Annotated in this window: 16 protein-coding genes; 10 read left to right on the top strand and 6 right to left on the bottom strand. The window is 57.0% G+C overall.

Going from position 1 to position 15,775, the window contains the following annotated elements:
- Positions 1 to 13: 13 nt before the first annotated feature.
- From ACR0IY_RS15735 to ACR0IY_RS15725, 3 genes are all read right to left on the bottom strand, one after another.
- A complete protein-coding gene (locus ACR0IY_RS15735) occupies positions 14 to 961 on the bottom strand; it encodes an AEC family transporter (protein ID WP_480674888.1) in 948 nt (315 codons plus the stop codon).
- Between the two features lie 176 nt (positions 962 to 1,137).
- Positions 1,138 to 2,373, bottom strand: coding sequence for an adenylate/guanylate cyclase domain-containing protein (locus ACR0IY_RS15730; protein ID WP_480674886.1), 1,236 nt, complete (start codon positions 2,371 to 2,373; stop codon positions 1,138 to 1,140).
- Positions 2,374 to 2,437: 64 nt separating this feature from the next.
- Positions 2,438 to 2,890 (bottom strand): MarR family winged helix-turn-helix transcriptional regulator, encoded by a 453-nt coding sequence (locus tag ACR0IY_RS15725; RefSeq protein WP_480674884.1) that lies wholly within the window; start codon positions 2,888 to 2,890, stop codon positions 2,438 to 2,440.
- A gap of 57 nt (positions 2,891 to 2,947) precedes the next feature.
- On the opposite strand from ACR0IY_RS15725, the gene hmgA reads away from it, so the two are divergent.
- The 8 genes from hmgA (at position 2,948) to ACR0IY_RS15685 (ending at position 10,177) form a co-directional block, all read left to right on the top strand.
- Positions 2,948 to 4,303, top strand: coding sequence for a homogentisate 1,2-dioxygenase (gene hmgA, locus ACR0IY_RS15720; protein WP_480674882.1), 1,356 nt, complete (start codon positions 2,948 to 2,950; stop codon positions 4,301 to 4,303).
- A 7-nt stretch (positions 4,304 to 4,310) separates the two neighbouring features.
- Positions 4,311 to 4,931, top strand: a complete 621-nt coding sequence (locus ACR0IY_RS15715) for a LysE family translocator (RefSeq protein ID WP_480674880.1) — start codon at positions 4,311 to 4,313, stop codon at positions 4,929 to 4,931.
- A 25-nt stretch (positions 4,932 to 4,956) separates the two neighbouring features.
- Positions 4,957 to 6,213 (top strand): fumarylacetoacetase, encoded by a 1,257-nt coding sequence (gene fahA / locus ACR0IY_RS15710; protein ID WP_480674879.1) that lies wholly within the window; start codon positions 4,957 to 4,959, stop codon positions 6,211 to 6,213.
- A gap of 9 nt (positions 6,214 to 6,222) precedes the next feature.
- On the top strand, positions 6,223 to 7,173 hold the full coding sequence (locus ACR0IY_RS15705) for an MBL fold metallo-hydrolase (protein WP_480674877.1): 951 nt from the start codon (positions 6,223 to 6,225) through the stop codon (positions 7,171 to 7,173).
- Positions 7,174 to 7,310: 137 nt separating this feature from the next.
- Positions 7,311 to 8,921: an FAD-dependent oxidoreductase gene (locus tag ACR0IY_RS15700; RefSeq protein ID WP_480674875.1), complete on the top strand. Its 1,611-nt coding sequence runs from the start codon at positions 7,311 to 7,313 to the stop codon at positions 8,919 to 8,921.
- 5 nt (positions 8,922 to 8,926) lie between these two features.
- Positions 8,927 to 9,124 carry a DUF2783 domain-containing protein gene (locus tag ACR0IY_RS15695; protein WP_480674873.1) on the top strand — a complete coding sequence of 66 codons (198 nt, stop codon included), beginning with the start codon at positions 8,927 to 8,929 and terminating at the stop codon, positions 9,122 to 9,124.
- Positions 9,125 to 9,128: 4 nt separating this feature from the next.
- Complete coding sequence (gene maiA, locus ACR0IY_RS15690; RefSeq protein WP_480674871.1) at positions 9,129 to 9,761, top strand: maleylacetoacetate isomerase; 633 nt, start codon at positions 9,129 to 9,131, stop codon at positions 9,759 to 9,761.
- A gap of 86 nt (positions 9,762 to 9,847) precedes the next feature.
- Entirely contained in the window at positions 9,848 to 10,177 is a 330-nt protein-coding gene (locus ACR0IY_RS15685) for a DOPA 4,5-dioxygenase family protein (RefSeq protein ID WP_480674869.1), read from the top strand.
- A gap of 3 nt (positions 10,178 to 10,180) precedes the next feature.
- On the opposite strand, the gene ACR0IY_RS15680 is transcribed toward ACR0IY_RS15685, so the two are convergent.
- On the bottom strand, positions 10,181 to 11,809 hold the full coding sequence (locus tag ACR0IY_RS15680) for an acyl-CoA synthetase (RefSeq protein ID WP_480674867.1): 1,629 nt from the start codon (positions 11,807 to 11,809) through the stop codon (positions 10,181 to 10,183).
- 220 nt (positions 11,810 to 12,029) lie between these two features.
- Between ACR0IY_RS15680 and ACR0IY_RS15675 the strand changes: the two genes are divergently transcribed.
- Positions 12,030 to 13,421, top strand: a complete 1,392-nt coding sequence (locus tag ACR0IY_RS15675; protein ID WP_480674865.1) for an aminotransferase family protein — start codon at positions 12,030 to 12,032, stop codon at positions 13,419 to 13,421.
- 138 nt (positions 13,422 to 13,559) lie between these two features.
- Positions 13,560 to 14,021, top strand: coding sequence for a hypothetical protein (locus ACR0IY_RS15670; protein WP_480674863.1), 462 nt, complete (start codon positions 13,560 to 13,562; stop codon positions 14,019 to 14,021).
- Positions 14,022 to 14,034: 13 nt separating this feature from the next.
- On the opposite strand, the gene ACR0IY_RS15665 is transcribed toward ACR0IY_RS15670, so the two are convergent.
- Positions 14,035 to 14,736 carry a hypothetical protein gene (locus ACR0IY_RS15665; protein WP_480674861.1) on the bottom strand — a complete coding sequence of 234 codons (702 nt, stop codon included), beginning with the start codon at positions 14,734 to 14,736 and terminating at the stop codon, positions 14,035 to 14,037.
- 205 nt (positions 14,737 to 14,941) lie between these two features.
- Positions 14,942 to 15,625, bottom strand: coding sequence for a sulfotransferase family 2 domain-containing protein (locus ACR0IY_RS15660; protein ID WP_480674859.1), 684 nt, complete (start codon positions 15,623 to 15,625; stop codon positions 14,942 to 14,944).
- Positions 15,626 to 15,775 lie beyond the last annotated feature (150 nt).

The following is a 15,775-nucleotide window of genomic DNA, read 5'->3' as shown; positions in this document are numbered from 1 at the left end:
GGCCAGGGGTCGATTACAGCGCCAGATACCCGATCAGTGGCACGGCAAACAGACTGAGAACAAAGGTCGCAACCAAAAGCGCCGACGCAATGGCCGCATCGCAGCCATATCTGGCGGCAATCACTGCAGCCAGGGCCCCTGAGGGCATCGCCGCCTCGACCACCAGAATGTCACGCTGAAAATCCGGCAATCCCAGCGCAACGGCGAACCCACCGGCGATCAGCGGCTCAAGGACAAGCTTGAGAACACAGACTAGCGCGAACAGGGCGGCAAAGCGGCGGAACGCGACAGGACGCAGCATCAGCCCAATTGTAAACGCCACAAGAAAAGTCAGCGATGCACCGGCGATCCCAAGGAAGTCATCCAACAGTTCCACGATCCGGTGGTCTTGCGGCAGCCCGATGGCAGAGGCCAGAACACCCAATACAAAAGCCAGAAATATGGGTGATCGTACAAAAGACCTGAAGGCGTCCCCGACCGTGGGCCCCGCATCACCATTATCGCCAAAATAGCTGGCGATGGCGACGCCGACAGTAAACAGGGGCAATATCACGCCAATCTCACCCATAACGACAAGCTGGCTCATGATTTCGGTGTTTTCACCATAGATATTCTGCAACAGCGAATACCCTAGCGTCGATGTACTGCCGACCCCGGACACCAGGATCACCGAGCCCAGCACAGGCCGATCCAATCGCATCCAGCGCCCCGCCATCCAGGCAACAGCCATGACCACGGCGATGGACACAAACAGAACAAATGCCAATTCGAAATTCTGCGGTCGGAACGGTTCACTGCTGAGGTTGGCAAAGATCAGGGCCGGTAGGGCAAAGTCAGTGACGAGGCGGGCGAACACGCCCTGTTCCCTATCCTGAATGACGTTTCTGCGACGAAACCATACCGCGGAACCGACCAACGCCAGCATGACAACAAAAGAGTCGAATAGACTATTGAACTGCACGGTCTGTCCGGCTCCTTACAAATTCACCCAGTTCACCATCACGGTCTTCGAACGCATGCCCGGATGATACAGCAGAAGCCGTTTCCGTCAAAATCGCCAAGAATCAGCAGGTTGGCAAGAGCCGACCGCAACCGGTGCGCCGAGAACCCGATCACAGAATGGACGCGGTAAAACCGCTAGTGCGGAGCTTGATAGACCGTAAACAGTTCCTTCGGTTCCGTCACGCCGCGCAGCATGTAACGCCCAACCGAGATCAGGTCCTGACCGCAGGGTTGCGCCGCGCGGGCGACGTCATCCGAAATCAGAATCCTCTGCCCCAGCGACCGATGCATCCCGGCAATCCGAGCGGTCTGGTTTACGGCTGGGCCGATGACGGTAAAATCCAGCCGAGTTTCCGAACCGATATTGCCGTACAGGATCTCGCCCGAATGAAGGGCCAAGGTGAAATTGGCAACGGGTAAACCGTCGGCCTCGCGGCGGGCGTTCAGTTCCTGCATACGCTGTTGCAACATCGGAACAGCCTTCAATGCGGCCCGCGCGTCCTCGTCGATTTCACCGACATCGAACATCGCCATCAGCCCGTCGCCCATGAATTTCAGGATATTGCCCCGGTTTTCGTGCACAACGCCCACGGCCACTGCTAGGTAGTCGTTCAGCATGTCGATGATCTCGGTGCCTGGTAGTTCCTCGGACAGGCTGGTGAACCCTTCCAAGTCAAAATTCCAGATCACCGCGTCGATCTGCTGTAACGAGCCCCGCCGAATTTCACCCGAAAGCACCCGCCGCCCTGCGTCGCGGCCCAGATAAACACGCATCAGGTCTTTTGAAACCCGCGCATTTGCCGCCGATTTCAATGCCAGCCCCAGATGCGGCAACGCCGTATTGATCAGAGTCAGATCGCTGTCGCGAAATCCCTCGGGCGCATCAGAAGTCCAGGATAGCAGAACTCCATCCACGGCTTCTTTGCTATCATGCGTCACGGTTTGGGTCGGAACGTCAAAGCTCACTCCGGTCGCGTAATAATCAGTGGCGCCGATCTCTCGAAGGTCGTTAAGCAGCGGAAAACGGTTGGCTTCATTTTGGTTGACCAGACGTTCACGGATCATATCTGCATCTCCGTTCAGAATGGCGTAGAGAGGGCTTTGCACCCACACCTCACTGGGTTCCTCGGAGTATTCGAAGGATTCAGATTCGCCTCCGCGCCCCTGATACCAACTGAAACCAATTCCGCCATAAACCGGGTGCAATACCGATTGCGCTGCGTGAAAGCGCATCAGCGGCACTCCCAACTCCAACAGTTTGTTGCAGTAGCCGTCCAGCAATTCTTCTTTGGGCGCACCTTCCAAGCCCCGAGTGACCAACCAGTCTATGAGATCTGTAGATTTTGCCGTTTCGGCGTTTTTGGGTGTCATTTTGTTTTAATTCCAATGTCCGCTCTGGATGTCATCTGGGGGCGGAACTCAGAAAATCCAGAGCTCATCCCATATGCGCCAGTTGTCGCAGCATTTTTCGTAACAGAGCGGCCTCATCTGCGCTGAACCTTGCGGCAAGCTTGGTGTCATATTGTTGCGCGATACCGCGTAGTTCCCGGTAAACCGATTGTCCCATCTGGGTTAATCGCAGGTTTTCGACCCTGCGGTCAGTCTCACTGCGATTACGCGTCAGATACCTGCGGGTTTCCAATTTGTGCACGGCGCGACTGATCTTGGTTTTGTGGATTTTCGCGCGCTCACCAATCTCTTTCGCGGTCATTTCGCCGTAGTTGCCAAGATGAAACAATACCCGCCACTCCGTGCGCAACATCCCGTAGCGGTCTTTGTATACCTGCTGAAACTCTAACGAGACTTCCTCGGCCGCCCGATTCAGCAGGTAGGGCAGGAAATCCAGCAAATCGAAGTCATCTTTTTTTGTGCAATCTTCCTGGGTCATCCTTGTTAGTTACAAAATCAACTATTATTCGACAAGAAGCAATTGGAGGAACACAGGATGAACCATCCGACGGATCCGCATAAAATGACCCAAGCCAGCAGCCCGGTTGGAACGCATGCAGGCTTTATGCCCGGCTTTGGCAATGATTTCGAAACCGAAGCCTTGCCTGGTGCCTTGCCGCAGGGAATGAACAGTCCGCAGCGCTGCAATTACGGCCTCTATGGCGAACAGCTGAGCGGAACGGCTTTCACCGCGAACCCGCCCGAGCGGACGTGGTGTTACCGCATCAGACCATCCGTAAAGCACTCGCACCGTTACGAAAAAATCGACCTGCCGCTTTGGAAGTCTGCCCCCTGTGTCGATTCTGACGTGATCAGTCTGGGCCAGTACCGTTGGGACGCAGTACCCCATTCCGATGAGGGGCTGACCTGGTTGACCGGCATGCGCACAATGACCACAGCAGGGGATGTGAACACGCAGGTCGGCATGGCCAGCCACATCTATTTGGTCACTGAAACCATGGAGGACGACTATTTCTTTTCGGCCGATTCCGAGATGCTGGTGGTACCACAGGAAGGCCGGCTGCGCTTTGCGACCGAGCTGGGGATCATAGACCTTGAGCCCAAGGAAATCGCCATCCTTCCGCGCGGCCTTGTCTACCGGGTGGAAGTTCTGGAAGGCCCGGCTCGTGGATTTGTTTGCGAGAATTACGGCCAGAAATTCGAACTGCCGGGACGTGGCCCGATCGGCGCCAATTGCATGGCCAATCCGCGTGACTTCAAGGCCCCAGTAGCGGCGTTTGAGGACCGCGAGGTGCCCTCGACCGTGACAGTTAAATGGTGCGGTCAGTTCCACACCACGAAAATCGGTCAAAGCCCGCTGGATGTCGTCGCATGGCACGGCAACTATGCGCCCTACAAATACGACTTGCGTACCTATTGCCCGGTCGGCGCGATCCTGTTTGACCACCCTGATCCGTCGATCTTTACAGTATTAACCGCGCCCTCGGGCCAGCCGGGCACGGCCAATATCGACTTTGTCCTGTTCCGTGAACGATGGATGGTGGCCGAGGATACATTCCGCCCGCCTTGGTATCACAAGAACATCATGTCCGAGCTGATGGGCAACATCTACGGCCAATACGATGCCAAACCGCAGGGCTTTGTTCCCGGCGGCCTGAGTCTACACAACATGATGCTGCCGCACGGGCCGGACCGCGAGGCGTTCGACAAGGCGTCGAATGCCAATCTCGGCCCCGACAAGCTGGACAACACCATGTCTTTCATGTTCGAAACACGCTTCCCACAGCATCTGACCCCGTTCGCCGCCAACGAGGCGCCCTTGCAGGACGATTACATTGACTGCTGGACCTCGCTTGAGAAAAAGTTCGACGGAACCCCTGGCAATAAGTGAGGCCGTGATGAGTATTGATATCTGGATCACCTACGTTGCGACGGTCTTGCTGCTGATGAGCACACCCGGGCCCAGCCAATTGCTGATGCTGTCCAACTCCGCGACAAATGGCCTGAAGCGCGGGATGTTCACAGCTGCCGGAGATTTGACGGCCAACTTGCTGCAGATGCTGGCGGCTGGTCTGGGTCTGGCAGCGATCATCGCTGCCTCGGGCACAGCATTGGCCGTGATCAAATGGCTGGGCGTGGCCTATCTAGTGTTTCTCGGTGTGAAGATGATCGTGAAGGCCGAGCGAAAAACGACAGAGACCGCTCCACAGGCCAGCCGAAAGACACTTTGGATGCAGGGCTTTATCACCTCGGCGGCCAACCCCAAGGCGGTGGTGTTCTTTGCTGCCCTGTTCCCGCTTTTTATCGACGGCGCGCTGCCGGTCTGGCCACAATTCGCCATCCTCTCGGCCACCTATCTGACGCTCGACGGGTTATTTCTGACTGCCTATGGCGGCAGCGCCAGCTGGCTTGCAATGCGGCTTAGGGGCTCGGCGCGGCTATGGCTGGACCGGGCCGGAGGCGGGTTCATGATACTGGCCGCCCTTCTGCTGGGGCTGAAGTCCCTGCGGGACGCTTGATAGAAATGACAAACAAGGATTACAGATGCCTTTGATGAAATCCTGGGTGGCCTCGGCCAACGACCCTGCTCATCCGTTCCCACTGAATAACCTGCCCTACGGCGTGTTTTCCACGGACGGGTCGGAGCCGCGCTGCGGTGTGGCAATCGGAGATATGATCTTCGATATCACAACGGCCGAGTCCGAGGGCCTGATCGACCTTTCAGATGAACCACTGTTCGATCTGCCCTTCTGGAACCCGTTGATGGAAGAAGGTCCAGCCGTCTGGACCGCGCTGCGCAACCGGCTGACAGCACTGCTGGCCGAAGGTGCCGAGGAGCAGGAAAAAGTCGAGCCATTGCTGGTCCGGCAAAGCGACGCCGAACTGCACCTGCCTTTCGCTGTCAGCGAATACACCGACTTCTATGCAGGACGACATCACGCCCAGAATGTAGGCACCATGTTCCGTGGCCCTGAAAATGCTCTGCCACCGAATTGGCTGCATATTCCCATTGGCTATAACGGGCGGGCGTCTTCGGTTGTTGTGTCCGGTACGGATATCCGGCGTCCTTGGGGGCAATTGAAGTCACCGGATCAGGATCGCCCCGCCTTTCTGCCCAGCCGCCGTTTCGATATCGAGCTTGAGATGGGCGCAATCGTCGGCACTCCGTCCGATGGACCAATTTCGGTTCAAGAGGCGGACGAAAACATCTTTGGCTATGTCCTGCTGAACGACTGGTCGGCACGGGATATTCAAGCTTGGGAATACCAACCCCTTGGTCCGTTTCAGGCGAAAGCCACAGCGACCTCGATTAGCCCGTGGATTGTGACCAAGGCCGCGCTGGAGCCGTTCCGCTGTGACACGCCCGAACGTGAGGTCGAACTGCTGGATCACCTGAAAGATTGCGGCCCGATGCTGTATGATATTGAGTTGGAGGTCACAATGGCCCCCAACGGCAAGGGTGCCACCACCATTGCCCGGACGAACTACAAGGAAATGTACTACTCTGCCGCGCAGCAGCTGGCGCACCATTCCACGTCGGGTTGCCCGATGAACACCGGCGATTTGTTGGGTTCTGGTACCATTTCAGGCCCAACCAAACCCGAACGCGGATCACTGCTAGAGCTGAGTTGGGGCGGGAAGGAACCGTTGACACTGGACACAGGTGAAACCCGTAGCTTTATCGAAGATGGCGACACCCTGACTCTGGCGGGCGCAGCCAGAGGCAAAGGCTATACGATCGGGTTCGGCGATTGTGTAGGAACGGTACTGCCCGCCCTTCAAATCCCCTACGAACGATAAGGGCGCATCATGGCTAAGGCATTCGCATCCCAAGGGGACATGTCTGAAAAGAATATCTCGTTCCCCGAAATCGGTGACGGGTTATATGCCTTTACTGCGGAAGGTGATCCCAATTCAGGGGTCATTATCGGGGACGAAAGCGTGATGATTGTCGAGGCACAGGCCACGCCGCGCCTGGCGAACAAGGTGATCGAGTGCGTTCGATCCGTTACCGACAAACCAATTACCCATCTGGTGCTGACGCATTACCACGCGGTCCGCGTGTTGGGCGCAAGCGCCTATGGGGCGCAGCAGGTGATTATGTCGGACGTGGCCCGGGCTATGGTTGCCGAACGCGGGCAGCAGGATTGGGACAGCGAGTTCCAGCGCTTCCCCCGTTTGTTTGAAGGACACGAAAGCATCCCGGGCCTGACATGGCCCACGACCACGTTCAGCGGCACGATGACCGTTTATCTGGGCAACCGCCGCGTCGACCTGATGCATCTGGGGCGCGCGCATACGGCGGGGGATATCGTTGTCCATGTCCCGGATCAGAACGTCATGTTTACAGGTGATATCGTCGAATACCATTCGGCTTGTTACTGCGGTGACGGGCATTTCACAGACTGGGGCAAAACGTTGAATGCGATCGAGGGGTTTGACGTAGACGCCATTGCCCCTGGCCGGGGTGACGCCCTGATCGGGGCAGACATGGTGAATGCGGCCATTGAAAATACCCGAAACTTTGTCACCAGCACCTATCGCCCTGCGGCACGAGTCGCTGCACGGGGCGGATCTCTGAAAGAGGCGTGGGATGCCGTTCGTGCTGAATGCGACCCGAAATTCGCCGATTATGCGATTTATGAACATTGCCTGCCTGTCAACGTCTCACGCGCTTATGATGAAGCGCGCGGCATTGACACCCCGCGCATCTGGACAGCGCAGCGTGATCTAGAGATGTGGGCTGCACTTCAGGGGTAAGGACATTCCGTCGCATTTGATCCAGATCGTTTTGCCCCGGGAAAATCAGTGAAAGCATTGGGCAAGACCCCCCTGTTCGATCGTTCCGGGGGACTGGATCTTTGCGCCTCGGGCGCAAGTGTATCGGGGGAGAACCCATGAACAAGATTTTTGAAGTCCCACTATATGCCTACAATCGCAGCCCGGATCAGGATGCGGCAAGCTCGGTTCGGCACAAGGTGATCGTGATCGGCGCGGGTCCCATTGGCCTTGCCACCGCAATTGATCTGGCGCAACAAGGGATCGAGGTTGTGGTCCTGGATGACAACGACAAGGTCAGCTTTGGCAGCCGTGCGATCTGCTTTTCACAGCGCACGCTCGACATTGCTGACCGGCTGGGCGCGGGGCCATCGCTCTTGGAAAAAGGCGTGCAATGGGACCGAGGGAAAGTCTTTTTTGACAGACGTCAGGTTTATGAGTTCAACCTGCAACCAGATACGGGTTACGCAAACCCCGCGTTCATCAACCTACAGCAATACTACTTTGAAAACGCTCTGGTCGACCGCGTCCGCGCCTTGCAAGCCGAAGGCGCGCCCATCGAAATTCGCGGACGCAACAAAGTCGAGGCCATCGGCACCCACGACACTCATGTCGCGCTTGAAGTCGAAACCCCCGAAGGTCCCTATAACGTCGAAGCCGAGTGGCTGATCGCCTGTGACGGGGCGAATTCTTCGACCCGGCGGATGCTGGGTCTGGATTTCGATGGTCGCGTTTTTGAAGACAATTTCCTTATCGCCGACGTGGTGATGGAGGCGGACTTTCCATCCGAACGCTGGTTCTGGTTCGACCCTCCGTTTAATCCCGGACAGTCTGCGCTGCTGCACAAACAACCCGACAATGTCTGGCGTATCGACCTTCAACTGGGCCGGGACATCGACAGAGAGCGGGAAAAACAGCCTGAAAATGTCATTCCTCGACTCAAGGCGATGCTGGGCGAGGATGTCGCCTTCGATCTGGAATGGGTATCGATCTATACCTTCCAGTGCCGTCGAATGGAACAGTTCCGCTATGGCCGGGTGTTGTTCGCAGGTGACAGCGCTCATCAGGTCAGCCCGTTTGGAGCACAGGGCGCCAATTCGGGGATGCAGGACGCAGACAACCTGTGCTGGAAACTGAAGCTGGTTCTTGACGGCAAAGCCCCCGAGCTGCTGCTGGACAGCTACACCCGCGAAAGAGCACAGGCGGCAGATGAGAATATCACCAAGTCCAGCCGTTCGACCGAGTTCATTACGCCCAAGTCTGAAATGTCACGGCTATTGCGGGATGCGGTGCTGGATTTGAGCGAACACTACGAATTCGCCCGCCCTCTGGTCAATTCCGGGCGCCCGAGTACGCCCTGCACCTATGAAGGATCTTCGCTGAACTCAGCAGATGCACTGAACGGGCCGGACATAACCCGCCCGGGATCTGCCTGCCCGGATGTACCTTTGGGGGAAGAGTTTCTATTGCCAAAGCTTGCGGGCAAGTTCACCCTGCTGACCATCGATGCCGACGCCCCCGAACGGATTGAGGAAGGCGGTATTGAGGTCACGCGATTGGCGCTGTCGGTGAAAGACGATCTGACGCTGGAGCTGAAACGCCGCTATCTGGGCGAAGCGACCAGCGCAGTGTATCTAATCCGCCCGGATCAACACGTTGCCGCCCGGCGCGACAGCTTTGAAGAAAACGCATTCCGGCAGGCGATCCGCCGGGCAACCGGAAAGGAGTAAGCAAAATGGCCGATCTGATCCTCACCCCGAATCTGGACGATGCAGATGATTTCTATGCCGGGCTGCTGGCGGCCCATGACGGGCTGGAAAAAACTGATAGCGATGCGCTGAATGCGCGGCTGGTTTTGGTGCTGGCCAACCACATCGGAAACGCGGATGTTCTGGCACAGGCTTTGGACGCGGCAGCGCCCAAAAGGTCATAGCCTCATGGGCGAAGTGGTTCTGTATGACTACTGGCGGTCATCGGCCAGTTATCGGGTTCGCATCGCGTTGAACCTGGCCGGGATCGCCTATCGCAAGGTCCCGGTCGAGCTGCGCACCGGAGAACAGAATGCAGAAGAACATCTCGCCCGAAACCCTCAGGGGCTGGTGCCCGTGCTGGATATCGACGGGTTGCGGCTGACGCAGTCGCTGGCGATCATCGACTATCTGGACCAGACGCGGGGCCTTGGGCTTTTGCCCCCCGACCCGGCCCATCGCGCCAGGGCCTCTGCACTGGCACAGTCTATTGCCATCGATATTCACCCGGTCTGCAACCTGTCTGTGGCCCGATATGCCACGACACTCAGCAATGGAGCAGAGGGGATGCCTGGGGATTGGATGCACCATTTTATCCGCCCCGGCCTGTTGGCTTTCGAAGCCCTGCTGGGCGAATTCGAACAGGCCCCGTTTTGTACAGGTACCCGGCCCGGTCTGGCCGATCTTTGCCTGATCCCGCAACTCTACAACGCGCGTCGCTGGCAGATTGACCTGTCCGACCTGCCCCGCAGCCTGAGTGTCGAGGCCGCTTGCGCGGAGCATCCCGCCTTTGCTGCCGCCTACCCAGAGACGCCCTCGTGAACCCACGCAAACCGCCTGTGTATGCACACGGCTAGGAATGATCGCGGATTGCCCCTACCCTGTACCTACACATAAGGGAGGCCCTCATGCCCGAAATTACTGGCTATCACGCCCATGTCTATTTCGACGCCGATACCTTGGACGTCGCGCGCGAGGTCTGCGAAGAGGCCGCCCGCCTTTTTCCGGTGCAGATGGGCAGGATGCACGAGCGCAATGTCGGCCCGCACCCCCGGTGGAGCTGCCAGCTGGGCTTCGCAGCTGCGGATTTCGACAAGGCCTTTCCCTGGCTGATCCTAAACCGACAGGGCCTGACCATCTTCACCCATCCGGAAACCGGCGATCATCTGACCGACCACAGGGATCGGGCCGTCTGGATGGGTGAGTTGCTGGAGCTAGACCTGTCGATCTTCGACTGACGCCTACTCTAATGCCCGCGCCTGATCCCGCAGCTTGAACTTCTGGATCTTGCCGGTCGAGGTTTTCGGCAACGGCCCGAAAACCACCGTCTTGGGCGCCTTGAAATGGGCCATATTATCCCGGCAGAACGCGATAATCTCGGCCTCATTCGCCTGTATGTTGGGCTTGAGCTCGACAAAGGCGCAGGGCGTTTCGCCCCATTTCTCATCCGGGCGGGCGACCACGGCCGCCTCCATCACGGCGGGATGCTTGTAAAGGATATCCTCAACCTCGACCGACGAGATATTTTCGCCGCCCGAGATGATGATGTCCTTGGACCTGTCTTTCAGCGCGATATAGCCGTCGGGATGCATCACCCCCAGATCGCCCGAGGCAAACCAGCCACCGCGAAACGCCTTATCCGAGGCCTCGGGATTTTTCAGGTATCCTTTCATGACGACATTACCCTGCATGAAAATCTCGCCCATGGTTTCGCCATCGGCCGGAACCGGCTCCAGCGTGTCGGGGTCGGCTACCATCAGCCCTGACAGCGCGGAATATCGTACGCCCTGACGAACCTTTAGCGCTGCCCGTTCCGGGCCTTCTTTGCTGTCCCATTCGTCTTTCCAGGCGCAAACAACCGATGGGCCGTAGGTTTCGGTCAGGCCGTAGACATGAGTCACTTCGATGCCCATGCCCTCCATGTTTTCGATCACGGCGGCAGGCGGCGGGGCGCCTGCGGTCATAACCTTGATATCATGGTCGAAGTCTTTCAGATGGTCTGGCGCATTGGCCAGCATGTTCAGAACGATCGGTGCGCCGCAAAAGTGGCTGACCTTCTCATCCCGGAAGGCCGCATAGATGGGCTCTGCCCGCACAGCCCGCAAACACACCGACACGCCCGCGTTGGCCGCCATTGCCCAGGGGAAACACCAGCCATTGCAGTGAAACATCGGCAGGGTCCACAGATAGACCGAATGCTTGGGCATATTCCAGTCCAGCAAGTCCGACTGCGCGTTTAGCGCAGCGCCTCTGTGGTGATAAACAACCCCTTTTGGATTGCCGGTCGTGCCAGAGGTGTAATTCAGCGTGATCGCATCCCATTCGTTCTGCGGCAACGACCACTCGTACTCAGGATCGCCCTCGGCCAGCAGAGCATCATAGGTCAGGCCGCCCAGCTTTTCGCCCCCGTCAAAGCTGGGGTCCTCGATATCGATGACCAGAATGTCATGTTCGACCTGTTGTAAAGCCTCTTTCACCACGCCGGAAAACTCAGGGTCGACCAGTAACACCTTGGATTCCGCATGGGTCAAAATAAAAGAGATGATAGGGGCATCCAGCCGTGTGTTGATCGCGTTCAGAACAGCCCCCATCATCGGCACGCCAAAATGCGATTCATACATCTCGGGGATATTGGCGGCGATTATCGATACCGTGTCGCCGCGCCCGATGCCCCGCGCGGCAAGACCCCCTGCCAAACGACGGCAACGGGTGTATGTCTCAGCCCAGCTATAGCGGCGATCCCCGTACACGACCGACGGGTAATCCGGGTAAACCTGCGCCGTCCTCTCGATAAAACTCAGCGGGGTCAAAGGTGCGTAATTGGCCTGATTCTGATCCAGGTGACGCTCGTAAATCCCTGTGGCTCCCATCCACCGATCCTCCCAATCGTATTTGGCGCGACTTGATCACAAAACGGGGGATCTGACAAATCCGTAAAAATACGACGCAGGCGTGGACTGGAGCTACGGGATGATGCAATCTGGCCCTATCTCCGGCTGCTCTTTCGCGGTGATCTGAAGCATCGAAAACACTGCCGGACCGGGGCTGGCCCCAAACTCCGCGCACCGAATCTGATTGAAAGGACATGTCATGGACGGCACGTTCAACGAAAACGATCTTTCCCGCGTCGTCGAAGCCGACCGCGCCCATATCTGGCACCACCTGATCCAGCATAAATCCTTTGAAACCAATGATCCGCGCATCATTGTCGAAGGCAAAGGCATGCGTGTGTGGGACCAGAACGGCAAAGAGCATCTGGACGCCGTGTCCGGTGGCGTCTGGACTGTGAACGTCGGCTATGGCCGCGAATCGATCTGTAAGGCGGTTTATGACCAGCTGATGAAGCTGTGCTATTTCGCCAATTCCGCAGGTTCGATCCCCGGATCGATCTTTGCCGAAAAGCTGATCGACAAGATGCCCGGCATGAGCCGCGTCTACTACACCAACTCGGGGTCCGAGGCGAACGAGAAGGCCTTCAAGATGGTTCGCCAGATCGCTCACAAGCGTTACGGCGGCAAGAAGACCAAAATCCTGTACCGCGACCGCGACTATCACGGCTCGACGCTTGCGACCATGTCAGCAGGCGGCCAGGACGAACGTACCGCGCAGTATGGCCCCTTCGCGCCCGATTTCGTTCGCGTTCCGCACTGCATGGAATACCGCAAGCACGAGCTGGACGGTGCTCCTGTTGAGAACTTTGGCGAATGGGCCGCAGATCAGATTGAAGAAGTGATCCTGCGCGAAGGCCCCGACACCGTGGGCGCCCTGTGCCTTGAGCCGGTGACAGCAGGCGGCGGCGTAATCGAAGCGCCCGAGGGCTACTGGCAGCGTGTGCAGGAGATTTGCAAGAAATACGACGTGCTGCTGCACATTGATGAGGTCGTCTGCGGTGTTGGCCGTACCGGCACTTGGTTCGGCTACCAGCAATACGGCATCAAGCCGGACTTCGTGACCATGGCCAAAGGCGTAGCCTCAGGCTATGCAGCGATTGCCTGCATGGTGACCACCGAAGAGGTGTTCAACATGTTCAAAGAGGATCCATCGGACCACATGGGCTATTTCCGCGACATCTCGACCTTTGGTGGCTGTACCGCAGGTCCCGCGGCAGCGATCGAGAACATGCGGATCATCGAAGACGAAAACCTGCTGGGCAATTGTGTCGACATGGGCGACCGCATGATGGGCAACCTGCAGGCACTGATGGAAAAGCACAAAGTTATAGGCGACGTGCGCGGCAAGGGCCTGTTCCTGGGCGCGGAACTGGTTGCGGATCGCGGCACCAAAGAGCCGGTTGACGAAAAACTGGCTCAGGCGGTTGTTGCCGATTGTATGGCGCAGGGCGTGATCATCGGTGTCACTAACCGTTCGATCCCAAGCCGTAACAACACCCTGTGCTTCTCGCCTGCGCTTATCGCAACGGCAGATGACATCGACCAGATCACAGATGCAGTCGATGGCGCGCTGGGGCGCGTGTTCGGGTAAAGCACCCGCACAATTCTGACCACTTAAACCATTGAGAACCGGCGCGGGCTGCGCCGGTTTTTTTCCGCGTACACGCTACGGTTGCCAATTTTTTGAACTGAGATAGCCTGTTACCACCCCAAGCAGGAGATCAGAGCGATGATACGTTCTTACGTCCGCAGCCTTGTCGCAGCGCTTGCGTTTGCCGTCGCAACACCGGTTGCTGCTGAAGACGGCAGCGGCTTCCCCCAAATCGTGGGCACTTGGACCGGCACTTATCTGGTAGCTTTCGCCAAATCCAATCCTAACCACGAAAAAGGTTTACTGAAAACCGAGATGGAGCTGGAGATCACCAAGCTCGATGGCAACCTCATCACTGCCACCAACCGGTGGCGGCGGATTGGTGACACCGAATGGATCGTAGAAGAGGCAATGGGCACCTTCTCACTGGACGACCCTACGCGGTTTGTGCTGGCCGAAGCCGGAATATCGGGCGAGGATGTTTCCGCTGGAATTTTCAATGGGGTCTATCTGGATGATGTCATCATGGTCACCTATGCCGGGCCGGGCACCGGTGTCGCATTTGCCGCGCAACTGGTGAAGAAAGGTGGCGACAACTAGATCGGCGCGCGCCTCATTCAGGTTTTAAGATTTCGACCTCATCAAAACGGAATGTGCCTGTCCCAAAGGCTGCCAGCCCAATACCAGCCCGCCCGTCCGTTTGACGATTGCTGGACGTTCTTTTTGAAAATGGGACCTGCACAACCTTCGTTCCTTTGGCAAAAAACAGGACATGCGCGCCACGCACCTTAAAGCTCAGCTCATTCGGGCCGCCGACGACAATCGCCTCATGCGTATCACTGTGGACGACCCGAAGTTGCCGACCGTCCTTTTTGAAAACCCGAAAGCGTCCCAGCTCATCAACGGTAAACGCGGTGTAGAGGCCGACTTTACCGCTGCCCACAAGTATGCCGACACCGCCATTTCCGCTGATTTCACTGTCAACGACCGCGGAAATGATTAGATCTTCGGTCGATTCCACAGAATCCTCGCCTGGGAATTTGACCCAGGTGATGTCGTTGAACTGAAGGCTGCGGGGCTCTTGCCTGTTTTCCATGACCAGCGCACCGTCCGTCACATACACCGACCAAGGTGGTTTTGCCCCCAGGAAATCTATCGCACCCCCCAGCATCAAAGACTGATCATCGCCATCAAACGATTCTCGGATGACGTCCGGGCTGGTGGTTTCTGATGTCTGCTCTTGCGAAAACACCGCAGGTGCGATGGCAAAACTCAAAAAGACAGCCGAGGAAATTGCTTTTGCAATATTTTTCATGAATCTCATTTTTCTAACCCTGAACTCAACCAGAAGGCGTCAGAATCCAACGGTCGCATCAAAAAAACAAATTTAACAGTGGGGTTTACCCCACCTACTTCACGGTGTCAGTGTTTCAAGACCAGATCGACACATTTATAAGTTGAGCACTTTCTAGATGATGTAGCCACGTGCTGGGCAACCCCTACCAAGATAGAAAAGATCCTTATAGCGCGATTTCAGGAATACGCGCATCTTTGGGGTCTTCGGAATAATCAAAATTCTCAAAGACCCAGCTCATTGAATTCTTCACTGCGTCGATCGATGCATCGTCATAAAAATCGGCAACAGGAACCTCACCCCATTTTCGGATGCCCTTGTTGTACCCCGGCAACGGGTCCAGTGGCCGATCAAAACCCAGTTTTTGAGCGATACGCGCAAGATCCTCAGCGAGGCATTCGTACCGGATCGCATCCTGAGCCACGAACTCGCCGTCAATCATGACAATATCCGTATCGCTCGCATAGCGCGGGCGAATACAGAACTGCCGAAAGGCCGAACGCACCTCATCGAAACTGTCCGATTTTGCAATTTCATGCTCACGACGCAGCCAGAAAAAATGCGAGACAACCCGGTCAAACGGGTTTCTGACTGCAGTGAACCTAAGATAGTTATCCCACTTCTCGCGCCCCAGACGCCGACGCACGCGCGCCGCCGGGATATGAGGTCGCCACCCTTCGGGGGCTGGACCACGGGCAACCCCCTCAGCATATCTGTTGTCCGCCAGCTCTAACGGCTGGTCGTTTTCAAGTGTTGTGCAAAACGGAAACAAAGCGCGTTCAATACTCGTTCCAGCCGTCTTTCGGGACTTCAGGAAAACGAATTTGTACTTGTTGCTGATGGCAACCATTTTCTCACCTGCTCAAACGTTTCCGGCACCATTAATCGCCCTGAGCGCTCTGGCAACCTGAAATGCGCTTGCCCGACCGCCGATGCGTGACATTTAACAAGAACCCCTGAGGTTTCCACCCCGCCTCACAAACACGGTTCTGAGTGTTGT

It is taken from the genome of Ruegeria sp. BC1 (assembly GCF_056539305.1).
The sequence above is the reverse complement of the archived record's forward strand: the minus strand, read 5'-3'. Positions and strand labels throughout refer to the sequence as shown.